This is a genomic window from Kineococcus anabasis, assembly GCF_054590795.1.
Genome location: NZ_BAAIHU010000014.1, coordinates 11,297 through 34,008, shown reverse-complemented (window position 1 = coordinate 34,008; position 22,712 = coordinate 11,297). Strand labels below are relative to the sequence as shown.

23 protein-coding genes are annotated in these 22,712 nt (G+C 75.8%); 10 read left to right on the top strand and 13 right to left on the bottom strand.

Features of this window, described 5'->3' with window-relative positions:
- The first annotated feature begins 68 nt into the window (after nucleotides 1-68).
- The gene (locus tag ACYQBY_RS20345; protein ID WP_459645721.1) at nucleotides 69-404 is read left to right on the top strand and encodes a hypothetical protein; all 336 of its coding nucleotides are present in this window, start codon (nucleotides 69-71) and stop codon (nucleotides 402-404) included.
- On the opposite strand, the gene ACYQBY_RS20340 is transcribed toward ACYQBY_RS20345, so the two are convergent.
- The 9 genes from ACYQBY_RS20340 to ACYQBY_RS20300 form a co-directional block, all read right to left on the bottom strand.
- On the bottom strand, nucleotides 389-730 hold the full coding sequence (locus ACYQBY_RS20340; protein WP_459645720.1) for a DUF2516 family protein: 342 nt from the start codon (nucleotides 728-730) through the stop codon (nucleotides 389-391). The genes ACYQBY_RS20345 and ACYQBY_RS20340 overlap by 16 nt on opposite strands.
- A gap of 49 nt (nucleotides 731-779) precedes the next feature.
- Nucleotides 780-1,376 (bottom strand): RsiG family protein, encoded by a 597-nt coding sequence (locus tag ACYQBY_RS20335; RefSeq protein WP_459645719.1) that lies wholly within the window; start codon nucleotides 1,374-1,376, stop codon nucleotides 780-782.
- A gap of 81 nt (nucleotides 1,377-1,457) precedes the next feature.
- The gene (ygfZ, locus tag ACYQBY_RS20330; RefSeq protein ID WP_459645718.1) at nucleotides 1,458-2,573 is read right to left on the bottom strand and encodes a CAF17-like 4Fe-4S cluster assembly/insertion protein YgfZ; all 1,116 of its coding nucleotides are present in this window, start codon (nucleotides 2,571-2,573) and stop codon (nucleotides 1,458-1,460) included.
- A gap of 113 nt (nucleotides 2,574-2,686) precedes the next feature.
- Nucleotides 2,687-3,124 carry a Fur family transcriptional regulator gene (locus ACYQBY_RS20325; protein WP_459645717.1) on the bottom strand — a complete coding sequence of 146 codons (438 nt, stop codon included), beginning with the start codon at nucleotides 3,122-3,124 and terminating at the stop codon, nucleotides 2,687-2,689.
- A gap of 82 nt (nucleotides 3,125-3,206) precedes the next feature.
- A complete protein-coding gene (locus tag ACYQBY_RS20320) occupies nucleotides 3,207-4,385 on the bottom strand; it encodes a glycosyltransferase (RefSeq protein ID WP_459645716.1) in 1,179 nt (392 codons plus the stop codon).
- Nucleotides 4,382-5,476: a glycosyltransferase family 4 protein gene (locus tag ACYQBY_RS20315; RefSeq protein WP_459645715.1), complete on the bottom strand. Its 1,095-nt coding sequence runs from the start codon at nucleotides 5,474-5,476 to the stop codon at nucleotides 4,382-4,384. Before ACYQBY_RS20315 ends, ACYQBY_RS20320 begins: the two co-directional genes overlap by 4 nt.
- Nucleotides 5,477-5,604: 128 nt before the next feature.
- Nucleotides 5,605-5,772, bottom strand: coding sequence for a hypothetical protein (locus tag ACYQBY_RS20310; protein ID WP_459645714.1), 168 nt, complete (start codon nucleotides 5,770-5,772; stop codon nucleotides 5,605-5,607).
- A gap of 69 nt (nucleotides 5,773-5,841) precedes the next feature.
- The gene (locus tag ACYQBY_RS20305; protein ID WP_459645713.1) at nucleotides 5,842-6,378 is read right to left on the bottom strand and encodes a nitrobindin family protein; all 537 of its coding nucleotides are present in this window, start codon (nucleotides 6,376-6,378) and stop codon (nucleotides 5,842-5,844) included.
- Between the two features lie 169 nt (nucleotides 6,379-6,547).
- Nucleotides 6,548-7,306 carry a hypothetical protein gene (locus ACYQBY_RS20300; RefSeq protein WP_459645712.1) on the bottom strand — a complete coding sequence of 253 codons (759 nt, stop codon included), beginning with the start codon at nucleotides 7,304-7,306 and terminating at the stop codon, nucleotides 6,548-6,550.
- Between the two features lie 181 nt (nucleotides 7,307-7,487).
- On the opposite strand from ACYQBY_RS20300, the gene ACYQBY_RS20295 reads away from it, so the two are divergent.
- From ACYQBY_RS20295 to ACYQBY_RS20255, 9 genes are all read left to right on the top strand, one after another.
- A complete protein-coding gene (locus ACYQBY_RS20295) occupies nucleotides 7,488-8,219 on the top strand; it encodes a winged helix-turn-helix transcriptional regulator (RefSeq protein WP_459645711.1) in 732 nt (243 codons plus the stop codon).
- 17 nt (nucleotides 8,220-8,236) lie between these two features.
- Entirely contained in the window at nucleotides 8,237-9,151 is a 915-nt protein-coding gene (mshD, locus tag ACYQBY_RS20290; RefSeq protein ID WP_459645710.1) for a mycothiol synthase, read from the top strand.
- Nucleotides 9,152-9,270: 119 nt separating this feature from the next.
- Entirely contained in the window at nucleotides 9,271-11,475 is a 2,205-nt protein-coding gene (locus ACYQBY_RS20285) for an RNA degradosome polyphosphate kinase (protein ID WP_459645709.1), read from the top strand.
- Nucleotides 11,472-12,443 (top strand): NUDIX hydrolase, encoded by a 972-nt coding sequence (locus ACYQBY_RS20280; protein WP_459645708.1) that lies wholly within the window; start codon nucleotides 11,472-11,474, stop codon nucleotides 12,441-12,443. The genes ACYQBY_RS20285 and ACYQBY_RS20280 overlap by 4 nt, the downstream gene beginning before the upstream one ends.
- 295 nt (nucleotides 12,444-12,738) lie before the next feature.
- Complete coding sequence (gene pstS / locus ACYQBY_RS20275; RefSeq protein WP_459645707.1) at nucleotides 12,739-13,851, top strand: phosphate ABC transporter substrate-binding protein PstS; 1,113 nt, start codon at nucleotides 12,739-12,741, stop codon at nucleotides 13,849-13,851.
- 148 nt (nucleotides 13,852-13,999) lie between these two features.
- On the top strand, nucleotides 14,000-14,950 hold the full coding sequence (pstC, locus tag ACYQBY_RS20270) for a phosphate ABC transporter permease subunit PstC (RefSeq protein WP_459645706.1): 951 nt from the start codon (nucleotides 14,000-14,002) through the stop codon (nucleotides 14,948-14,950).
- Nucleotides 14,950-16,020 (top strand): phosphate ABC transporter permease PstA, encoded by a 1,071-nt coding sequence (gene pstA / locus ACYQBY_RS20265; RefSeq protein ID WP_459645705.1) that lies wholly within the window; start codon nucleotides 14,950-14,952, stop codon nucleotides 16,018-16,020. The genes pstC and pstA overlap by 1 nt, the downstream gene beginning before the upstream one ends.
- Before the next feature lie 74 nt (nucleotides 16,021-16,094).
- Complete coding sequence (gene pstB / locus ACYQBY_RS20260) at nucleotides 16,095-16,874, top strand: phosphate ABC transporter ATP-binding protein PstB (protein WP_459645704.1); 780 nt, start codon at nucleotides 16,095-16,097, stop codon at nucleotides 16,872-16,874.
- Nucleotides 16,875-17,078: 204 nt separating this feature from the next.
- Complete coding sequence (locus ACYQBY_RS20255; protein ID WP_459645703.1) at nucleotides 17,079-18,797, top strand: alkaline phosphatase; 1,719 nt, start codon at nucleotides 17,079-17,081, stop codon at nucleotides 18,795-18,797.
- A gap of 86 nt (nucleotides 18,798-18,883) precedes the next feature.
- Here ACYQBY_RS20255 and ACYQBY_RS20250 read toward each other — a convergent pair whose 3' ends face one another.
- The 4 genes from ACYQBY_RS20250 to ACYQBY_RS20235 all read right to left on the bottom strand — a co-directional run bounded on the left by ACYQBY_RS20250 (nucleotide 18,884) and on the right by ACYQBY_RS20235 (nucleotide 22,626).
- Nucleotides 18,884-19,876: an inorganic phosphate transporter gene (locus ACYQBY_RS20250; RefSeq protein ID WP_459645702.1), complete on the bottom strand. Its 993-nt coding sequence runs from the start codon at nucleotides 19,874-19,876 to the stop codon at nucleotides 18,884-18,886.
- Between the two features lie 3 nt (nucleotides 19,877-19,879).
- The gene (locus ACYQBY_RS20245) at nucleotides 19,880-20,500 is read right to left on the bottom strand and encodes a DUF47 domain-containing protein (protein WP_459645701.1); all 621 of its coding nucleotides are present in this window, start codon (nucleotides 20,498-20,500) and stop codon (nucleotides 19,880-19,882) included.
- 125 nt (nucleotides 20,501-20,625) lie between these two features.
- Nucleotides 20,626-20,847, bottom strand: a complete 222-nt coding sequence (locus ACYQBY_RS20240) for a hypothetical protein (protein WP_459645700.1) — start codon at nucleotides 20,845-20,847, stop codon at nucleotides 20,626-20,628.
- A 12-nt stretch (nucleotides 20,848-20,859) separates the two neighbouring features.
- Nucleotides 20,860-22,626 (bottom strand): metallophosphoesterase family protein, encoded by a 1,767-nt coding sequence (locus ACYQBY_RS20235; protein ID WP_459645699.1) that lies wholly within the window; start codon nucleotides 22,624-22,626, stop codon nucleotides 20,860-20,862.
- Nucleotides 22,627-22,712 lie beyond the last annotated feature (86 nt).

The window sequence follows — 22,712 nt, the reverse complement described above, 5'->3', positions numbered from 1 at the left end:
GCGTGCAGATGCGCCCGGCCGGGGCGTTCGCGGCTGCCGGTGCCGGCGGGGGCGCCTAGCCTCGCGGGGTGGTGCTGATCCCCCTGACCGTGCTCGCCGTCCTGGTCGCGTGCGTCGGCTCGCTGCTGCGGCCCCGCTGGGACGTGGCCGTGCTGACGGGTCTGCTCGGGGCGATCTGGACGCGGGTGAACCAGCCGGTGGAGGGGCGGGTCCTGTACGTCATCAGTGCCGACCGCGGCTTCACCGAGGCCGACCTGCTCGCCGTCCTCGCCGTCGCCGTGGCCGGCACGGCGCTGCTGCGCTGCGCGGCCGCGGCGCTGCGCACCTCACCCGGCTCCCGCACCTCACCCGGCTCCCGCACCGCGTCCGCCGGGGTGCCGGGGACGGCTCACCAGGGTCCGTAGGGCCCCGACCGGGTGCCGCGGCCGTCGCCGCGCCCCTTGAAGGGGCGCAGCGCGGGCCGGGCGTCCGTGAGGTAGACCACGGCCGCCACGACGGCGAGGGCGTCGAAGAACAGCAGGCCGAGCAGGTTGTTCACGGAGATGACGCCGATCGCGGTGGCGACGGCGAGCAGCGCCACCCACTTCGTCTTCGTCAGCTTGCCCGCGGCGACGTACGCCTCCGGTCGGTGCCGCAGGGAGTCGACCAGGGCCCACGCCTGCACGCCGAGCGCGCCCACCCCGAGGGCGAGCAGGAGGAAGTACTGCACGACGGCGAGCCCCTGGGTCACGGGACGATCCTACGAGCCGGGGGCCGGGGGCGGCGCGGTGCGGGCGGCGTCAGCGCCCGGACGCGCGCAGCGTGTCGTCGACGGAGGCGCTGCCGTCGCGGTACCGGCGGGTGATCTCCTCGGTGCACGCGTCCATGGCCTGCTGGACGCGGTGCCGGTCCGCGCTGATGTCGTGCTCCATCTCCCGCAGGCGCTCCTGCGCCCCGGCGAGCTCCTCGTCGCTGAGCTCCGGCAGGTTCGACAGGCGCGGGTCGGCCACGGCGGCCTCGGCGCGACGGCGGTGCTCGCCCACGCGGCTGGGCTCGACGAGGCTGTGCCGGCCGTAGCCGTGGTTGACCCTGCGCGGCTCGGCGAGCACGTCCACGAGGCTGCGCACGAGCTCGGCATCGGAGCGGACGGTGGGCGGCTCCGGGGCGCCGTCGGCACCGGCCCGGCGCGCCACCTCGCCCTGCACGATGTCCAGGCGCCCCTGCAGGAGGCGCCGGGCGTAGGAGAGGTCCGCCTCCTCCTGCTCCGCCTCCGAGCGCCGGAGGCGGAGCTCCTCCAGGGAGATCTCGCCCAGCCCCTCGAGGAACCCGGGGCCCAGGACCCGGTCGATCGCACGGCGGCCACCCTCCTGGTAGCCGCTGGAACCCTCGCCGCTCATGCCGTCCCCCGCTCAGCCGTCATCGCACAGCTCTCATCGCTGCTAGCGACGCTTCTAGCACTGAGCGTATGCGAATGCGTCTCAGGGGGCTACGACCGCCTCCTGCGCCGCAGCGATGCGCCGGGTCGGCACCCCGTCCTCGCCGGCCCCGCCGACGACCAGCAGCGGGGCGTCGGCCGGCGCGCCCCGCTTGAGCATCGCCAGGGCCACCGGGCCCAGCTCGTGGTGGCGCGCCGCCGAGGTGACGAACCCGATGCGCCGCCCGTCCAGCAGCACGTCGTCCCCCGCCACCGGCAGGTCGTGCCCGGAGCCGTCCAGGTGCAGGAACGCCAGCCGCCGCGGGGGCCGTCCCAGGTTGTGCACCCGCGCGACGGTCTCCTGCCCCCGGTAGCAGCCCTTGTGCAGGTGCACGGCGGTGCGCAGCCAGTCGACCTCGTGCGGGATCGTGCGGTGGTCCGTCTCCCAGCCCGCCCGGGGCCGCCACGCCTCCACCCGCAGGGCCTCCGCCGCCCACGTGCCGGCCAGGGGCCGCTCCCCCACCGCGGCGGCCAGCTCCGCGCGGAGCACGAGCACCTCGCGCCACGCCCGCTCCCGGCCGGGATGCTCCGCGGTGCTGACGGTGGCGTAGCTGGCGGTGTCGGCGGTGCCGCCCTCGGCCAGCGGCGCCGCACCCGGCCACGGGTCGCACCAGGCGGGCGGCCCCCCGGGCGCGGACTCCGCGCGGACGGGCTCGCCGAGCACGGCCCAGTCCGCGGTGACGTCCGCGACCTCCACGCGCAGCATGAACCGCATCTTCAGCAGCCACGCGGCCAGGGCGGGCGCGGTGCCCGGCTCCACGGTGATCCACGTCGTCGTGCCGTCGTCGACGAGGTGCAGGGCGTGCTCGACGTGACCCTTGGGGCTGAGCACCAGGCTCTCGGTGCTGGTGTGCGGCGGCAGCACGCGCAGGTCCTGCGTGGTGAGGCTGTGCAGCCAGGACAAGCGGTCCGGCCCGCCCACGGTGACCACGCCGCGGTGCGAGAGGTCCACGACGGCGCGCCCGGCGAGGAGGGCGCGCTGCTCGGCCACGGGGTCGCCGTAGTGCCACGCCACCCCCGCGTCGGCGCCGCCGCCCTCGACGGCCCCGGGCCGCTCCAGCAGCGGCGAGCGCCACCCCCCGGTCTCCGGTGCGGCCCCGGTCTCCACCTCGACCTGCACGGCGTTCTCCTCTCCCGCGGCTGACGCCGCTGCGACGGCGGGTCCCGCGGCTGGCGCCGCCGCGGCGGCGGGCCCCGTCCCTCCCGCCGCTGCAACGGTGGAGGGGGGCCGGATCATCCGCCGTCCCCGGACCCGGCCCGGCACCGCGGGCAGCGGCCCCGGAGCACCAGGTGCCGGGCGTCGACGGCGAAACCGGACAGCTCCGCCACCCGCGCCACCAGCGGCCCGGCCTCCGCCGCGGGGACCTCGGCCATCGCCGCACACCCGTCGCACACGACGTGCAGGTGGTCGGCGTGCTCCAGGAGGTGGTACGAGGCGGGGCCCTGCCCGAGGTGGCCGCGCGCGACGAGGCCGACGTCCACGAGCACGTCGAGCGCGCGGTAGACGGTCGAGAGGTTCACGTCCGGGGCGTCGCGCTGCACCCGGGCGGCCACCTGCTCGGGGGTGGCGTGGCCCAGCTCCGCGACGGCCTGGAGCACCAGCTCCCGCTGGGGCGTGCGGCGCAGGCCCCGCGCGCGCAGCGCGGTCCGCAGGCCCCGCGCGTCCTCCACGGCGCCAGGGTACGGCGGCGGGGACCCCGGCGGCGCCCGGTGCCCGGCGGCAGGCGCCGCGGCACCCGGGGGCGGGCCGGCCTCAGGCGACGCGGCGCAGCCCGGGGCGGACGCCGGCCGGCTCCGGGTGCGGCAGCCCGTGCACCGCGAGGAACCCCTCCACGCTCCCCTGCCAGCCGAAGCGCTCGGCCCGCGCCCGCGCCACCCGCCGCCGCGGCGCACCGGCACCCGGGCCCGTCAGCAGCTCCTCCACGGCGTCGGCCATCGCCCCCGCGCGTCCCGGCGCGGTCAGCCCCGCCCCCGCCAGGACCTCCCCCACCGCCGAGGAGGAGTCCGCCAGCACCGGCGTGCCGCACGCCAGCGCCTCCAGCGCCGCCAGCCCGAACGTCTCGACCGGGCCAGGGGCGAGCACCACGTCCGCGCAGGCCAGCACCGCGGCCAGCTCCTCGCGCTCGCGCAGGAACCCCGTGAACCCCACCGGCAGGCCCCGGGCGCGCCGCTGCAGGCCCACCCCGGCCGGGCCGTCCCCCACGACGACGAGGCGCACCCGCCGGCCCCGCCGCACCAGCTCCGCCACCACCTCCACCGCCACCTCCGGGCGCTTCTCCCGCGAGAGCCGGCTCGCCAGCACGAGCAGCGCCTCACCGGGTGCGGCGTACCGGGCCCGCACGGCGGCGCCGGCGCGCGAGGGGGCGAAGCAGTCCAGGTCCACCCCCAGCGGCACCCGCACCGCGTCCACGCCGATGCGGGAGAACTCCTCCGCCGCCCAGCCCGTCGTGCACACCACCGTCCCGAACGCCGCCGCCAGGGAGCGGTTGGAGCCGTCCGCGGCACGTGCCACCACCGGCTCCAGCACCCGGCGGGCCGGCCCGCGCCCGGGCAGCCACTGCCCCAGCACCCGGTCGAGGCGCTCGTGGCTCACCACGAGGGACGGCACGCCCGCCCGCCGCGCCCAGCCGCCGAGGCCGCGCAGGGTGGTCCGGTCGTGCACCTCCAGCCGGTCGGGGGCGACGTCCTCCAGGATCCGCTGCACCCGCTCGGGGTCCACGAGCACCCGGTAGCCGGTGCCGGGCACCAGCGGCGCCTCGACGGTGACGAGCGTTCCCCACGGCTGCTCCGACACCGCGTCCCACGGCCCGGGCAGGACCTGCACGACGTCGTGGCCCCGCGCCGCGTAGCCGGCCGCCAGGTGCCGCAGGACGGTGCGGATGCCCCCGGAGCTGGGCGCCACGAAGTTCGCGGTCTGCGCGATGCGGCTCACGCCAGCAGCTCCCGGTAGTGCCCGACGAGCTCGTCGCCCACGGAGTGCCAGTCCCGGCTCGCCACGGAGCGCCGCGCCGCGCCGCCCAGGGCGCAGCGCCGGTCCGGGTCGGCCACCAGCCGCCGGACCTCCGCCCGCAGCGCGAGCGCGGAGCCGGGCGCGAAGAGGGCGCCGTTGACGCCGGGCTCCACGAGGTCGAGCAGCCCTCCGGCGGCGGGCGCCACGACGGGCACCCCGCTGGCCAGCGCCTCCTGCGCGGCCTGGCAGAACGTCTCGTGGGAGCCGGTGTGCACGAAGACGTCGAGGCTGGCGACGACCGCGGACAGCTCCCGCCCGCCGAGCATCCCCAGGAAGCGCGCCCGCGGCAGCAGCCGCTGGAGCTGGGCGCGGTGCGGCCCGTCGCCGACGAGGACGAGGCGCACGCCGGGCAGGTTCTGCACGGCGGCGAGGAGCTGGAGGTCCTTCTCCCGCGCGAGGCGCCCGACGTAGCCGACGATCACCTCGCCGCGCGGGGCGAGACCCGAGCGCAGGGCCTCGTCGCGGTGCTCCGGGGAGAACCGCACCAGGTCGACCCCGCGCGGCCAGCGGGCGACGCGCTCGACGCCGTGGTCGGTGAGCTGGCGGCAGGCGTGCCGGCTGGGGGCGAGGGTGCGCCCGGCGAGGGCGTGGACGCGGCGGATCCAGCGCCAGGCCGCACCGGAGGCGGCGCGCAGGCCGTAGCGGGCGATGAAACCGGGCAGGTCGGTCTGGTAGACGGCGACGGTGGGCACGCCGAGGCGCTGGGCGGTCGTCGCCGCGGCCGCGCCGAGCACCGTGGGCGAGGCCAGGTGCACCACGTCGGGGCGGAACTCCCGCAGGGTCCGCGCGAGCAGGGGGTAGGGGTAGGCGACGCGCTGCTCGGCGTACCCGGGCAGGGGAGCGGCCGGCACCCGCAGGACGCGGATGCCGTTGTGGCTGGTCGGCCCGGGGCCGGGGGCGACGACGAGGGCCTCGTGGCCCTGCCGGCTGAGGTGGTCGCACACCCGGAGCACGGAGTTCGTGACCCCGTTCACCTGGGGGAGGAAGCATTCGGTCACCACGGCGATCCGCACAGGTGCACCGTGGCGCGCCGGGCCCCGTCCCCGGGCGAGCAGCACGAGGACGGGGGCTGAACCCCTCCGGAAGCTTGCGCGGGCGGGAGCGTCCCCGGCCGGGCACGGGACCCGGCCGGGGAGGGGGCTCAGCCGGGGACGGGGCCCTCGGCGGGGTCGACCGCCTCGGGGTAGCCCGGGGGCTGGGTGGGTCCTGCGCCGGTGTCCTCGGCGGGGCCGTGGGCCCCGAGGTCGGTCTCCGGCAGGTCCTGACCGCCCCCCGCTGCGGGCGCGGGCTCGATCGGTGCGCTCGTCATGGTTCTCCCTCCGCTCGTCGGCGCCCGGGTCCTACCCGCCGCCGGGACGGGGAAACCCCCGGCGGGACCTCAGCCGACGCGCTTGAGCCGGGCGGAGGCGTAGGACTGCACGGGGTGACCGCCGGCGGCGACGTCGAGCGCCCAGAGCAGGTCGCCCTCCACCAGGCCGTACATCCGCTGCCCCGCGGTGTACTCCGCGGCGGTGGCGGTGCGGGCGACCACGTCGGTGGCGAGGTCGATGCGCGGTCCGCGGGCGGTGCCGACGTAGACCTCCACCACACCCGTGGGGTGGGCGAGCAGGACCTCCAGGTCCACGGGCACGGGCCCGCCACCGCCCTGCTGCGCGGCGGGCTGCCCCGTGGGGCGCCACCAGCCGGTCTCGACGTCGAGGGGTTCCTGCACGGCGCCGGAGTCGTCCAGGCGCCAGGTGCGGCTGGTGTAGTGCAGGAACGGGCGGCCGTCGTGGGAGAACTCGACCTCCTGGCCGAAGCGCACGTCGGCGCCGCGGGTGGGGTGGCCGAGGACCCCGGCGCCCTCCCAGCGGCCGATCAGCCACGCCAGCGGCAGCAGCGGGGCCGGTGTGGCGGCGTCGATGTGCAGCACCACGGGTCAGCGCTGTCCCTTGTACAGGCGGTACACCACGAAGACGGAGAACCAGGCGATCACGAGGCTCACGACGACCAGGAGGACGAGGTAGAACGTCTCGAGGGCTTCGATGGACATGCCAGGACACTACACAGCGCGCGCCCGCGGGAGCGCGCCGCGGGCGGTGGGGTCAGCCCAGCAGGAGGCGCCCGAGCACGTAGGTGCCCGGACCGCACAGCGCCACGGGCGCGGCGGCGACGGCGAGGGAGGCGCGCCTGCCCCGCACCGCGGGCAGCGGCGCCACCAGGGTCCGCCAGGCCGCGACGACCGCCCCCGCCACCGCGCCCACGGCACAGGCGGCGAGCAGCCCGCGCCCGGCGGGGCCGGCAGCGCCCACGGCGTGCACGAGCCAGCCCGCACCCGCCCCCAGGACCACGGCGCACGGGCCCGCGGTGCGCAGCGGCAGCGGCAGGGTGCACAGCGCGGCGGCCACCGCGACGGCCGCCGCCGCGGCCAGGGACAGCCGCACGCCACCGGCGGCGAGGGGCACCGCGACCCAGGCGGCGGCCCCCACCACCACGGCCTGCCCGGCGGCGACGGAGCTGACGGACTCCACGAGCCGGGGCCGGCCGTCGCGGCGCAGGAGCTGGTGGGCGAAGGCGGCCAGCACGGCGAGGGCCATGGTGGCGGGCAGCGACGCCAGCGGCCCGTCGTCCCCGCCCCGGCCCGCGGTGGCGCCCACGACGGCGGCGGAGGCGAGGGCGGCCGCGCCCACCACCGCGGTGCTGCCGCGCGGGGTGGGCAGGGCCAGCAGGGGCGGCCAGCCCACGGCGAGCAGCACACCGAGCGCCGCGACCACCACGACGAGGACGGCGGTGGGGGCGGCGGAGGCGAGGGCGAGGAGCGCCGCGAGGACGGCCGTCGCGGCGGCCGTGACGGGAGCGCTCACCGCTGCATCCTCGCAGAGCGGCGCCGTCCGGACGGCACGGCGCCACGCGGCCTCCCCCGGCCCGCGGGGCCTGCGGGCACGGCTATCCTGGCCGCTCCCGACGGCGGGCGCGGCCGCCGCCAGGGCTGCCGCACACCGGTCCGCCGCCCGGACGCCGGGCGATCGGAGGTCGAGACTGCCGGTGGCACAGATCCTGCTGCTGACCAACGCCCTGTCCCCCTCCACCGACGTCCTGCCGGCCCTGGGGCTGCTGCCGCACACCGTCCGCGTGCTGCCGGCGGAGGCCTCCGTGCTGGTCGACGGCCCCACCGCCGACGCCGTCGTGGTCGACGGGCGGCGGGAGCTGGCCGCGGCGCGCTCCCTGTGCCGGGTGCTGCGGACCGCCGGCGTGGCCCAGCCGCTGCTGCTGGTGCTCACCGAGGGCGGGATGGCCGCGGTGGCGGCGGACTGGTGCGCCGACGACGTGGTGCTCGACAGCTGCGGGCCGGCGGAGCTGGAGGCGCGGCTGCGCCTGGCCTCCGGCCGGCTGAAGCTGGCGGTGGAGGAGGCGGAGCAGGGGCAGCCCAGCGAGATCCGCGCCGGGGACATCACGATCGACGAGGTCTCCTACACGGCGCGGGTGCGGGGGCGCGCGCTCGACCTGACCTACAAGGAGTTCGAGCTCCTCAAGCACCTCGCCCAGCACCCGGGCCGGGTCTTCACGCGGGCGCAGCTGCTGCAGGAGGTCTGGGGGTACGACTACTTCGGCGGCACCCGCACGGTGGACGTCCACGTGCGGCGGCTGCGCGCCAAGCTCGGCCCGGAGCACGAGAGCTCGATCGGCACCGTGCGCAACGTGGGGTACCGGTTCGTGCGCACGGGCCGCGAGGAGCAGGAGGGCCGCGGGGCCGACGGCACCGGGGAGCAGCGCTGAGCGGCGCGGTGGGGCCCGTGCCGGTGCGGCCGCTGACCGCCCCGGACGCGGTGGTGGTCCCGGAGCTGGTGTCCGCCGCGGCCGCCGCCGACGGGGTGGGCCCGCTGTCGGAGGACGCCGTGCTGCGCCTGCGGGCGGCGCTGCCGGGGCCCGGCGCCGTGCCGGGGGAGCTGGCGCGGGGCGTGGTGCACCTGGTCGCGACGGCCGGGGGGTCCCCCACCGGCTACGCGCAGGTCACCGCGGGCGCGCCGGGGACCGCGGCGGGGGGCGAGCTGCTGGTGCACCCGGCGCACCGGCGCGCGGGCGCGGGCCGGGCGCTGCTGCGGGCGGCGCGGGCGGCTGCGGGCGGGCCGCTGCTGGTGTGGGCGCACGGGGACACCGCGGGCGCGCGGGCGCTGGCGGTGTCGGAGGGCGCGCGGCGGGTGCGGGACCTGTGGCACATGCGGCGGCCGCTCCCGCCGTCGGGACCGGAGCTGCCGGAGGTGGGGCCGCCGGCGGGCACGCGGCTGCGGGCGTTCCGGCCGGGGCTGGACGAGGCGGCCTGGCTGGCCCTGAACGCCGCGGCGTTCGCGGACCACCCGGAGCAGGGGCGCTGGGGTCCCGCGGACCTCGCGGCGCGGCAGGGCGAGCCGTGGTTCGACGCGGCGGGTTTCCTGCTGGCCGAGGCGGACGGCGGGCGGCTGGTCGGTTTCCACTGGACGAAGGTGGAGCCGGGCTCGGACACCGGGGAGGTCTACGTCCTGGGCGTGGACCCGGGCCGGGCCGGGCGCGGGCTGGGCCGGGCGCTGGCCGTGGCGGGCCTGCGCCACCTGGCGGGGCGGGTGGCGGCGGCGGAGCTGTACGTGGACGGCGGCAACACCGCCGGGGTGCGGCTGTACACCCGGCTGGGGTTCACCCGCACGTCGCTGGACGTGCAGTACCTGCTGCCCTGAGCGACCGCGCGGGCGGCGCGCAACCGGCTGTTCGCCGGGCCGTCCCCCACCCGCCACGTGCCGTCCGGGCGGGCGCCCAGCGTGGGCGGGGGCGCCGATCCCGGTGGCAGGATGCAGTCATGGCAGCGAGCACGCAGCAGACCTCCCCCACCCCGGCGCCGGCGATCACCCCCCGTCCGGCGGTGGTGCGCGAGGAGGACCTGCCCGAACTGCCGCCGGACCGCTTCGCCGACCGGGAGCTGTCCTGGCTGGCCTTCAACCAGCGGGTGCTGGAGATGGCCGAGGACCCGGACATGCACCTGCTGGAGCGGGCCCGCTTCCTGGGGATCTTCGCCAACAACCTGGACGAGTTCTTCATGGTGCGCGTGGCGGGCCTGAAGCGGCGCATGGCCACGGGCCTGGCCGTGACGGCCGCCAGCGGGCTGGAGCCGCGGGAGGTGCTGGAGTCGATCAGCCGCCGCGCCCACGAGCTGACGACCCGCCACGCCGCGGCGTTCACCCACTCGATCCGCCCCGCGCTGGCCGAGGCCGGCATCACGATCGTCCGCTGGGAGGAGCTCGCCCCCGAGGAGCAGGTGCGCCTGCACGGCTTCTTCCGCGACCAGGTGTTCCCGGTGCTGACGCCGCTGGCGGTGGACCCGGCACACCCGTTCCCGTACATCTCGGGCCTGTCGCTGAACCTGGCCGTCGTGGTGCGCAACCCGACGACGGACAAGGAGCACTTCGCCCGCGTCAAGGTGCCGCCGCTGCTGCCGCGGTTCGTCGAGGTCGCCCCGGCCTCGGGCGTGGTGGAGGACGACGGGCACGAGGGTCCGCGCCCGTCGCGCTTCGTGGCGCTGGAGGACGTCATCGCGGTCCACCTGGACCAGCTGTTCCCCGGCATGGAGGTCGTGCAGCACCACACGTTCCGGGTGACGCGCAACGAGGACCTGGAGGTGGAGGAGGACGACGCGGAGAACCTCCTGCAGGCCCTGGAGAAGGAGCTGCTGCGCCGCCGCTTCGGCCCGCCGGTGCGCCTGGAGCTGGCCACCGACATCGACCCGCGCATCCGCGAGCTGCTGGTGCGCGAGCTGGGCATCTCGGAGGCGGAGGTCTACGAGCTGCCGGAGCCGCTGGACCTGCGGGGGCTGTTCGCGATCGCGGACATCGACCGCCCGGAGCTGAAGTACCCGAAGTACGTGGCCCGCACCCACCGCGACCTGACGGACGGCGCGGAGACCGCCAAGCCGCGCGACGTGTTCGCCGCGATCCGCACGCACGACGTGCTGCTGCACCACCCCTACGACTCCTTCTCCACGAGCGTGGTGGCGTTCCTGGCGCAGGCGGCGGCGGACCCGAAGGTGCTGGCGATCAAGCAGACGCTGTACCGCACGAGCGGCGACTCCCCCATCGTGGACGCCCTCATCGACGCCGCCGAGGCCGGCAAGCAGGTGCTGGCGCTGGTGGAGATCAAGGCGCGCTTCGACGAGCAGGCGAACATCACGTGGGCGCGCAAGCTGGAGCAGGCGGGCGTGCACGTGGTGTACGGGCTGGTGGGGCTGAAGACGCACGCGAAGCTGAGCCTCGTGGTGCGCCAGGAACCGCAGGGGCTGCGCCGCTACTGCCACGTGGGGACGGGCAACTACAACCCGAAGACCGCGCGGATGTACGAGGACCTGGGGCTGCTGACGGCGGACCCGAAGGTCGGCGAGGACCTGACGAAGCTGTTCAACCAGCTCTCGGGGTACGCGCCGAAGACGACGTACCGGCGCCTGCTGGTGGCGCCGCGCTCGCTGCGCACGGGGCTGATCGACCGGGTGGAGCGGGAGATCGACAACCACCAGCAGGGCAAGCCCGCCAAGGTGCGCATCAAGGTGAACTCGATCGTGGACGAGGCCCTCATCGACTCCCTGTACCGGGCGTCGCGGGCCGGTGTCGACGTGGACGTCATCGTGCGCGGCATCTGCGCGCTGCGGCCGGGGGTGCCGGGGCTGTCGGAGCGGATCCGGGTGCGCAGCATCCTGGGGCGCTTCCTGGAGCACAGCCGGGTGTTCTGGTTCGCCAACGCCGGCGACCCCGTCGCCATGATCGGCAGCGCGGACATGATGCACCGCAACCTGGACCGCCGGGTGGAGGCGGTGGTGCGCCTCGGCGACGCCCGCCACGTCCGGGAGGTGGAGACGCTGCTGGACCTGTGCATGGAGGAGAGCACCGCCTCGTGGCACCTGGACGCGGAGGGCTGCTGGACGCGCCACCACCGCGACGCCGACGGGAACCTGCTGCTGGACCTGCAGGAGCACATCATCGCGACGCGCCCGGGCCGGCGCCCGACGCGGCGCCGGTGACGCGGCGGCCGGTGGCCGCGCAGGCTGCTGCGGGCGCGCGCCCGGGGCGGGTGGAGGCGGCGGGGTGCCTGGTGCACCGCCGCTCCGGCGGCCGGCTGCAGGTGCTGCTGGTGCACCGCCCGGCCAAGCGGGACCGGGGGCCGGACTGGTCGTGGCCGAAGGGCAAGCTGGCCGCGGGCGAGCCGGCTGCGGTGGGGGCGGTGCGCGAGACGGTGGAGGAGACGGGGCTGCGGGTGCGGCTGGGGGTCCGGCTGGGCTCGCTGCGGTACCCGCTGGCCGACGGGCGCCGCAAGCGGGTGCGCTACTGGGCGGCGACCGTCGTGGACGGGGCGACGGAGGCGGCGGACCCGCGGGAGGTCGACGACCTGGCGTGGCTGGACCTGGACGAGGCGGCACGGCGGCTGACGCACCCGCAGGACTGCGAGCCGCTGGCGGCGCTGCGCGCGCACCTGGTGGCGGCGCCGCGGGGGACGTGGCCGCTGGTGGTGCTGCGGCACGGCAAGGCGCTGCCGCGGGCGGGGTGGGCGGCGCCGGACTTCCGCCGACCGCTGGCGCCGGCGGGGGTGGCGCAGGCGGAGGCGCTGCGGGAGGTGCTGGCCTGCTGGGCGCCGGAACGGGTCGTGACGTCGCCGTGGCTGCGGTGCGCGCAGTCGGTGCGGCCGTTCGCGGTCGCGGCGGGTGTGGCCGTGGAGACGGCGGAGGCGGTGAGCGAGGCCGGGCACGAGCGGGACCCGCGGGGGGCGGCGGCGCTGGTCGGTGCGCTGCTGGGCGGGGGTGCGGCGGCGGTGGTGTGCTCGCACCGCCCGGTGCTGCCCGCGCTGCTGGAGGCGCTGGCGGTGCGGGCGGACCCGGAGGTGGCCGGGCGGCTGCGGCGGGCGGCGCTGAGCCCCGGGGAGATGGTGGTGGCGCAGGTGGCGGGGGTGGGGGGCGCGGCGCGCGTCACGGCGATCGAACATCACTCTGCGTGACGTCACGGGTAGCGGTTTTTTATGACCCAAAGTGAACAAGACTAGTCCCCCCGGACCGGGGAACTAGCCCGTTCACCCTATGTCCGCCTGGTCGCCGCCGAAATCGCGCCGGAAGGACCGGAGTCGTTCACCATTCATTCATCGACGCCGGGCCGCGCCGTCACTTCGAGTGCCTACCTTCGGAAGGGTCAAGGCCTCGGCGCTGAGGACCACGACCCGGTGGAACACCGCGAGGTCGATGCCCGCGCCGGTTTCCCGGAAGCCCGTCCAGCCACGTCGAAAGAGGACCTCCCCGATGCGCTCTCCCCTGCGCCGCGCAGCCGTTCCCGCCGCTCTGGCGCTGGCCCTGGGCCTGTCGGCCTGCGGCGCCTCCAACGAGAACGCCGGCACCGCCCCCAGCGAGGGCCCCAGCGCCTCCAGCGAGGCCGCGCTGAGCGGCGACCTCAACGGGGCGGGCGCGAGCTCGCAGAAGGCCGCGATGGACGCCTGGGTCGCCGGCTTCACCGCGCAGAACGCCGACGTGAACGTCAACTACGACCCGGCCGGCTCCGGCGCGGGCCGCGAGCAGTTCCTCGCCGGCGCCGTGGACTTCGCCGGCTCCGACTCGTACCTGAAGGACGAGGAGCTGGAGCAGGCCAAGGAGGCCTGCGCCGGCGGCGAGGCGTTCGACGTGCCCGTCTACGTCTCCCCCATCGCGGTGATCTACAACCTCCCCGAGGTCAAGGACCTGCAGCTCAGCGCCGCGACCATCGCGAAGATCTTCAACGGCACCGTCAAGACCTGGGACGCGCCGGAGATCAAGGCCGACAACCCGAACGCGACGCTGCCGGCGACCGCGATCAACCCGGTGCACCGCGCGGACGACTCCGGCACCACCAACAACTTCACCGACTACCTCTCCAAGGCCGGCGAGGGCGCCTGGACCGCCGAGCCCGACGGCGAGTGGCCGGCCGGCCTCGGTGGCGAGGCCGCGCAGGGCACCTCCGGTGTCGTCTCCGCCGTCAAGGCCGGCGCCGGCTCCATCGGCTACGCCGACCTCAGCCAGGCGGGCGACCTCGGTGTCGCCTCGGTCAAGGTGGGCGAGGGGTACGTCAAGCCCAGCGCCGAGACCGCCGCGGCCGTCCTGGACAACTCCCCCAAGGTCGAGGGGCGCCCCGCGGGCGACATCGCCATCAAGGTGGACCGCAGCACGACCGCCGCGAACACCTACCCGGTCGTGCTCGTCTCGTACCACATCGCCTGCTCCAAGTACGAGGACGCCGCCCAGGGCGACCTCGTCAAGGCCTTCCTGACCTACGTCGTGAGCGAGGAGGGCCAGCAGGCCGCCGCGGAGGCCGCGGGCTCCGCCCCGCTGTCCTCCGCCCTCTCCACCGAGGCCGCGGCCACGATCGAGAAGATCGGCAGCTGACGAGCCCTCCCCGGGCTGAGGGGGCGGCCGCGCCGGTGCGGGAGACCGCACCGGCGGGGCCGCCCCATCGCCATGCGTGCCCCCGCTCACCCGTCCGGGCGCAGGGCACCGAGGCACCAACCACGAGCACAGATCGGAGAGGGAGCGCGTGACGAGCACGAAGCCCGCCGCCAGAGCAGTCCCCAAGCGCAGCACGGACCGTCCCGGCGACCGGATCTTCAAGGGTCTGTCGACCGGGGCCGGGGTCCTCATCCTCGTCATCCTCGCGGGGGTGGCGGCCTTCCTGGTCTACAGGTCGCTGCCCGCGTTCAGCGCCTCGCCGGAGGAGCTCGGCGGCCACAGCCTCGCCGGCTACATCGGCCCGCTGCTGTTCGGCACCGTCATCTCCTCGGTGATCGCCCTGGTGGTCGCGACCCCGCTGGCCCTGGGCATCGCCCTGTACATCTCGCACTACGCGCCGCGGCGGATGGCCCAGAGCCTCGCCTACGCGGTGGACCTGCTCGCCGCCGTGCCGAGCATCGTCTACGGCCTGTGGGGCATCCAGTGGCTCGCCCCCCAGCTCGTGCCGCTGTACGGGTGGCTCGCGGAGCACGCCTCGTTCATCCCGTTCTTCGCCGGCCCGGCCTCGGGTTCCGGCCGCACGATCTTCACCGCCGGCATCGTCCTGGCCGTGATGATCCTGCCGATCATCACGGCGCTGTCGCGGGAGGTCTTCCTGCAGACCCCGCGCCTGCACGAGGAGGCCGCCCTCGCGCTGGGCGCCACCCGCTGGGAGACCATCAAGTACGCGGTCATCCCCTACGGCCGCTCCGGCGTCACCAGCGCCGCCATGCTCGGCCTGGGCCGCGCCCTCGGCGAGACGATGGCCGTGGCGCTGGTGCTGTCCGCCTCCGGCGCGGTCATCACGTTCAACCTCATCAGCGTCACCAACCCCTCGACGATCCCGGCGAACATCGCGCTGCAGTTCCCCGAGGCCTCCGGCGTCGGGATCAGCGTCCTCATCGCCAGCGGCCTGGTGCTGTTCGTGATCACCTTCCTGGTGAACGCGCTCGCCCGCTGGATCGTCAGCCGCCGCGCCGAGTTCTCCGGAGCCAACTGATGGCCACGCCCACCACCACCGCCCCGAAGACCGTCATCCCCGCCGGGTTCACCGAGCCCCGCCTGCCCCGCTGGGCACCGGCGGCGGTCATCGCGGCCGCCGTCCTGGTCGCCGTCGCGCTGACCGTGCCCGCCGGCCTGCCCCTGGCCGTGACCATCGCCCTCGCCGCGCTGCTGGCGGTCGTCGCCGTCTGGGCCGTCTCCTACGCCCGCGAGGGCAGCCGCCAGGCCATGGACCGGCTCGTGACCTCGCTGGTCACGGTCGCCTTCGGCATCGCGATGATCCCGCTGGTCTCCGTCGTCTGGACCGTCGTCTCCCAGGGCGTGGCGCGCCTGGACGGGGAGTTCTTCTCCTCCTCCATGCGCGGTGTGGTCGGCGAGGGCGGCGGCATCCTGCACGCGATCTGGGGCACCGTGCTCGTCACCGGCGCCGCGACGCTCATCTCCGTGCCGATCGGCGTGCTCGCGGCGATCTACCTGGTGGAGTACGGCAAGGGCCGCCTCGCCCGGTGGATCACCTTCCTCGTCGACGTCATGACGGGCATCCCGTCCATCGTCGCCGGCCTCTTCGCGATCGCGGCCTTCACCGCGATCCTGGGCCCGCGGGTCCGCATGGGCATCATCGGCGCCGTCGCGCTGTCGGTCCTCATGATCCCCGTCGTGGTGCGCTCGGTGGAGGAGATGCTCAAGCTCGTCCCGAACGAGCTGCGCGAGGCGTCCTACGCCCTCGGCGTGCCGAAGTGGCGCACGATCACCAAGGTCGTGCTGCGCACCGCCGTCGGCGGCATCGCGACCGGCATCACCCTGGCCATCGCCCGCGTCACCGGCGAGACCGCTCCCCTGCTGGTGACCCTCGGGTCGACGGCGAGCATGAACTTCGACCTGTTCTCCGGCCGCATGGCGACCCTGCCGGTGTTCTCGTACTTCTCGTACACCCAGCCGGGTGTCCCGCCGCAGTTCTCCATCGAGCGCGCCTGGACAGCGGCGCTGGTCCTCATCACGCTGGTGATGGGCCTGAACCTGCTCGCCCGGCTCATCTCGCGGCTCTTCGCCCCCAAGGGCGGTCGCTGATCCGCACCCCCGGTGCGGCACCGCCGCCCACCTCGACCACCCCGACCCGCCCGCCCCGTCCCCGAGGAGCCGCAGTGGCCAAGCTCATCGACGTGTCCGACCTGAACATCTACTACGGCAGCTTCCTGGCGGTCGAGAACGTCACGATGACGATCGAGCCGCGGGCCGTGACCGCCCTCATCGGCCCGTCCGGCTGCGGCAAGTCGACGTTCCTGCGCTCGCTGAACCGCATGCACGAGGTCATCCCCGGCGCCCACGTCGAGGGCAAGGTCGTCATGGACGGCCAGGACCTCTACGGCGACGGCGTGGACCCGGTCACGGTCCGCCGGCACATCGGCATGGTGTTCCAGCGCCCGAACCCGTTCCCGACGATGTCGATCTACGAGAACGTCGCCGCGGGCGTCAAGCTCAACGCCAAGCGCATGCGCAAGAACGACCTCGACGACCTCGTCGAGCAGTCCCTGCGCGGGGCGAACCTCTGGAACGAGGTCAAGGACCGCCTCGACCGGCCCGGCTCGGGCCTCTCCGGCGGCCAGCAGCAGCGCCTGTGCATCGCCCGCGCGATCGCCATCCGGCCCGACGTCCTCCTCATGGACGAGCCGTGCTCGGCGCTCGACCCGATCTCGACGCTGGCCGTCGAGGACCTCATCGAGCAGCTGAAGTCCGAGTACACGATCGTGATCGTGACGCACAACATGCAGCAGGCCGCCCGCGTGAGCGACAGGACGGCCTTCTTCAACCTCGCCGGCGTCGGGCAGCCGGGCAAGGTCGTGGAGATGGACGACACCACCACGATCTTCTCCAACCCGTCCCAGAAGGCCACGGAGGACTACATCTCCGGCCGCTTCGGCTGACGGTCGCACCACCTCCCACGAGGCCCCGGCGGGATCCCCGCCGGGGCCTCGTGCCGTCCCGGCGCAACCGCTCTCCGCACGGTCGGTGAGAGTTCACCGGCTGCTCGCCCCGCGGTGGCGCGGGCGCCGGGGAGGAGCGGGGAGGGTGGCACCCCAGGCAGCGCCGGCGATCCGCGCACCGGCGCCCAGCACAGAGGAGAACCCGTGCCCCGTACCCGCAAGCGCACCGCCGCACTGGCCGCGGCGGTCGCCGCCCTGGCCGCCGTGCCCGCCGTCGCCACGGCCGCCCCGGCCGTCGACGACTTCGTGCGCAAGTCCGGCGTCGCCGGCAAGGAGCGCAAGGCCCTCGACCAGACCGGCAACATGATCTTCATCCACCCCGACGGCACCGACGCGGCGTACTGGGAGGCGGGCCGGATCTACTGGGACGGCCCGGACGGCACGTCCCAGTGGGACCGGCTGCCCGAGCAGGCCGTCTACCGCGGTCACATGGCCGACCAGCTCACCGGCACCTCCAACGGCGGCGCCACCGTGCACGCCTTCGGCTACAAGGTGGACGGCCCCGGCTCCTTCGGCACCGACTCCGGCGCCGCGGACGTGCGCGCCGGGGACGCGCCCGCCCCCCGCCGCATCGAGGCGCTCTCCGGCTACCAGGGCAGCTGGCTGCGCGAGGCCGGCAACGCCGGGCACCCCATCGGCATCATCAACGACGGCGACATCGCCGAGCCGGGCACCGGGGCGTTCGTGGCGGAGGTCGCGACCCGCGAGGACCCCAACGGCATCGTCCAGCAGATCGTCCAGGGCCGCCCCGGCTTCGGGGAGGAGGACGCCGACCCGGTCGTCGTCCTCGGCGGCGGCGAGGAGAACTTCCTGCCCACCGGCACGCCCTACTGCTCCGCGGACCAGGTCCGCCGCGCCGAGCGCCGCGGGGAGAACCTGCCCCTGACGTGCCTGGCGCACCGGCCGGCCGGCGCCACGCTGACGGAGGAGGTGCCCGCCACCGGCGGCACCCGCACCGACGGGCAGAACCTGCTCGACGTCGCGGCCGAGGAGGGCTACACCGTCGTGCGCACCCGCGCCGAGTTCGAGCGGCTGCGCGACGCCGTGGACGCCGGCGACGTGGACGCCGGGGAGCTGAAGGTCCTCGGCCTCTTCGCCGACGAGGACGTCTTCAACGACGAGCCGGAGGAGTCGCTGATCGAGCGCGGCCTCGTGGACCGCTCGGTGCCCGCGGGCGCCAAGCAGACCAACCTGGTCCTGTGGGGCTCCGAGCCCGGCACCCCCGGCTACCGGCCGCCGACCCCGGGCGAGCTCAACTCCTTCGGCCTGACGGTGCTGCAGGCCCACGCCGAGCGCACCCGCAAGCCCTTCGGCCTCGTCTCGGAGGTCGAGAGCACCGACAACTTCGGCAACAACAACAACGGCATCGGTGCCCTCGCCGCCGTGCGGGCCGCCAACGAGGTCATCGGCGCCGCCCGCTCCTTCGTGGCCGACAACCCCCGCACCCTGGTGCTCACCGCCGCGGACTCCTCCGGTGGCGCGCCGCAGGTGTACGGCTACAACGTCGACGAGGAGGTGCCGGCGGCCGTCGGCAGCGTCGACGTCAACCCGACCGGGCTGGAGCCGGAGGGCGAGAAGGCCCCGCAGAACCCGCTGGACGGCCGCTACGGGCGCGCCACCGCCCCGTTCGTCGCCGCTCCCGACCAGTTCGGCCAGGCGCTGCCGTTCGGGCTGGCGTGGACGGGCGGGCCGGACTTCAACGGCGGCATCGTCACCCGCGCCCAGGGCCTCAACGCCCACCTGCTGCGCGACACCTTCTCCGGCCGCTTCGACAGCGCGGACGTCTACCGGATGGCGCAGCTGACGCTGTTCGGCCGGGCGCTGGAGTACCCGGCCGGGCGGGTCGCCCCGACCCGCCCGTAGGGCGGGACGCCCCGGCACACCGGCCGGNGCCGCCGCTCCCCCGGGAGCGGCGGCCGGCCGCGTGCAGGGGGCTCGGTGCAGGGGGCTCAGTGCAGGGGGCTCAGCAGGGCGTAGCAGAGCGCGCCGACCACGCCGGCGGCCGGCAGCGTGAGCAGCCACGCGAGGACCATCGAGCGGACGACGCCCCAGCGCACCGCAGCCAGGCGGCGGGTGGCCCCCACCCCCATGATCGCCGAGCTGATGGTGTGGGTCGTGGAGACGGGGGCGCTGTAGCCGATCGAGGCCACGTAGAGCACGCCGGCGGCGACGCTCTCCGCGACGAACCCGCGGGGCGGGTCCAGCGCGATGATGCGCCGCCCCAGGGTCCAGATGATCCGCCAGCCGCCCGCGTACGTGCCGAGGCTGATGGCCAGCGCGGCGCTGATCTTGACCCAGGTGGGGATGCCCGGCCCGGAGTGGTACCCGCCGGCCACCAGCGCCAGCACGATCACGCCCATCGTCTTCTGCGCGTCCTGCAGCCCGTGCCCGAGCGACATCGCGGCGGCCGAGACGGTCTGGGCGATCCGGAAGCGGCGGTTGACGCGGGCGGGGTGGCTGCGCCGGAAACCCCACAGCACCCCGAGCATCACCAGGTACGCCAGCAGGAACCCCAGGAGCGGGGAGAGCAGCATCGGCAGCAGGATCAGGTTCTGCACGACGTCCCAGTGCAGCGTGGCCCCGGCCCCCGCTCCCGCCCCCGCCAGGCCGCCGATGAGGGCGTGCGAGGAGGACGAGGGCAGCCCGAGCCGCCACGTCACCAGGTTCCAGGTGATCGCACCGACCAGCGCGGCCAGCACCACGAGCAGCCCGACGTGGCCGGAGGGCAGGGAGATGATGCCGCCGCCGATGGTCTCGGCGACCCCCACGCCGAGGAACGCGCCGATGAGGTTGAACACCGCGGCCATCAGCAGGGCGATGCGCGGGGTCAGGGCGCGGGTGGAGATCGACGTGGCGACCGCGTTCGAGGCGTCGTGGAAGCCGTTGGTGTAGTCGAACGTCAGCGCGATCACGACCACGACGACGACGAGTGCGAGCTCCACCCGTCAGAACCCCTTGAGCGCGATCGTCTCGACGGTGTGCGCGACGTGCTCGAAGGCGTCGGCGGCCCGCTCCAGGGCCTCCACGACGTCCTTGTGCTTCATGATCGCGATGGCGTCGTACTCGCCGCCGAACAGGGTGCCCAGCAGCCGCCGGTACAGGGCGTCGGCCTGGTTCTCCAGCCGGTTCATCTCGACCCAGTAGTCGTCGAGGTTCCCCAGGGAGCGCAGGCGCGGCATCGCCGCGGCGGTCAGCTCCGCCTGCCGGGACAGCACCTGCACGACCTCCGGCAGCGCGGCGGGCACGGTGTCCAGCCGGTAGATGACCATGAGCTCGACCGCGGAGTGCATCTCGTCGAGGCAGTCGTCGAGGCGGCAGGCGAGCTGGTAGACGTCCTCGCGGTCGAACGGCGTGACGAAGGAGGAGTTCACCCGGCGCAGCACCGCGTGGGTCGCGTCGTCGCCGCGGTGCTCCAGCTCGGTCATCGCGCCGGCCAGCTCCTGGCGGCGCACCGGGTCGCTGCCGAGGAACTCGGCCAGCACGGTGGTGGCCTCCACGAGCAGCTGCCCGGTGCTGGCGAAGAGGTCGAAGAACGAGTGGTCCTGGGGGGTCAGACGCAGGCGCACTCAGGGCTCCAGGGGGCGGTGGTGGATCCAGGCCGACGGGGTGCGGCCCGATCCGCGATGCTAGGCGAGTCCGGCCCGTTCCCCCGACGCCACCCGCCGCCGGGCAGGCGCCGGCCCGGGCCGGGTCACGACGTCCCGGAGCGTCCCTCCACGCCGAGCAGGCGGTCGAGCTCGCCCGCCCGCAGCGGCCCCTCGCTCTCGGAGGCGGCGAGCACCACGTCGGTGTAGAGCTCGATCTCCTCGGCCAGCTCGTCGTCGGCCAGCGGGTCCACGGGGGGGCGGGCCGCGGGCTCGCGCGGCTCCTCCGCGCGGCCGGCCGCGCCTCGGGGAGGGTGGGCAGCAGTCATGGTGCGCTCAATCTACGACCCGGACGGGGCGCGCGTGGGGGCAACCGCGGAGTCCGTCCCCCGTTCGGGCAGTGCCTGCCCGGCCCCTCCGTCGGAGGGGGCGGTCGGGGCCGCGCCCGGGGAGGAGGTGCCGAAGTGCGGGGTGGACGGCGCGACGGGCGAGGAGGCCGGGGACGTCGCGGGCACCCGCAGGGCCGGCACCTCCGCGGGGTCGACGACGGTGCGGCGCAGCTGCACCGAGGCGAGCCCGAGCCCGCCGACGGTGACCTCGTCGTAGGCGATGAGCCGGCCCGCCCGCTCCCCCGCGGAGGCGAAGTGCAGGAGCGTCGCCGACATCGGCAGCGGCTTGCCGTCGGAGAAGCGGACCATCGCCGCGGAGCTGAGGCCCCCGCCACCGGTGGTGCCCTGCACCATCACCAGGGTGCCGGAGCCGTCCTGCTCCACCGAGCGCTTGTGCAGGTGCCCGGCCAGGACCAGCGGCACCCGCCCGTGCAGCAGCTCGGTGGCGCTCGGGTCGTGGACGAGTGCCACGTCGACGGGGTCCTGCCCGTGGGCCTCGCCCCAGTCCTCCACACCGTCCGCGAGCCGCCGCGTGGCCGCGCGGACCACCTCCAGGTCGCCGCCCTGCGCCTTCTCCCCCTCCGAGGCCGGTGTGAAGCGCGGGTCGCCGACCCCGGCGAAGCGCAGACCGGCCACCTCGGCGGTGCGCCCGCCGTCCAGCACCACGGCACCCGGCTGGGCGGCCACCGCCAGCTCGGTGCCGGCGGAGTCGTGGTTGCCGCGCACGAACACGTACGGCACGCCGAGGGTGCCGATGCGCGCGAGGGTCGTCGACTCCAGCGTGCTGCCCCAGGTGGTGACGTCGCCGGTGTCGACGACGGCCCGCACGTCGAACTGGCGGACGAGGGACTGCGCGAGGTCGTACGCCAGCGGGTTCAGGTGGACGTCGGAGATGTGCAGGACCGTGGTCACGTCGGCCCCGAGCCCCGCCGCGCCCTGCTGCGCGCCGCCCTGCACGGGCAGGTTCGCGGAGACGGCGTAGAGGGTGGAGACGTCCCGCACGAGCTGCGACAGACCGCTGCGGTAGGACTCCAGGCGGCTCAGGGCGTTGCGGGTGTTGGTGACGATGTACGGCGCCCGGGACAGCAGCCCGGTGAACCGCGGCTGCTGCAGCGCGGCCGCGTCGAAGGTCGCGGCGGTCAGCCCGCCCACGGCGAGGAGCACGACGAGGGAGGTGGCGGCGGTCTGGGCGGTGCGGCGGGCGCCCCGGTAGACGAGGAGGCCGGCGAGGGCGGCCCCGGCGAGGCTGCACAGCGCGCTGGAGGCGGCGGCCCGCAGGGTGGCGCTGCGCACGGCGTCGGCGGCGGTGACCTCCAGGGCGAGGATCTGCTGCGGGGAGCGCACGAGGCGGCTGGCGGCGTCGAGGTCCACCGAGGTGATGCGGGCGACCACCCGCAGGGGCGCGCGGTGGGTGTCGAAGGCGACCTGCCCGACCGGGGGCAGGTCCACGAGCGCCCCGGCGGTGAGGCTGGGCCGCACGTGCACCTCGGTCTGCAGCGGCCCGACGTAGGTGCTGGTGCCGGGGGCGAGCGCGGCGCCGAGGGCGGCCCCGCAGGCGCTGACCGCGGCCACCCCGAGCAGCGCCAGGGCCCGGCGCAGCGACCGGCGCGCCGGGGTGGCCGCCACCCGGGCGGAGGCGGTGGGGGCGGACGCGGCGGGGACGGCGGCCGCAGGGGCCGGCGGGGGCGGTCCCTGCGCGCCGTGCTCGTCGTCGCTCATCGCTCTCCCATCTTGACCTCCCCGGCGCCGTCGCACCCACCGGGCGGGAGGGGCACGGGGCGGGCACGGCGCGGGAGGGGCACCGG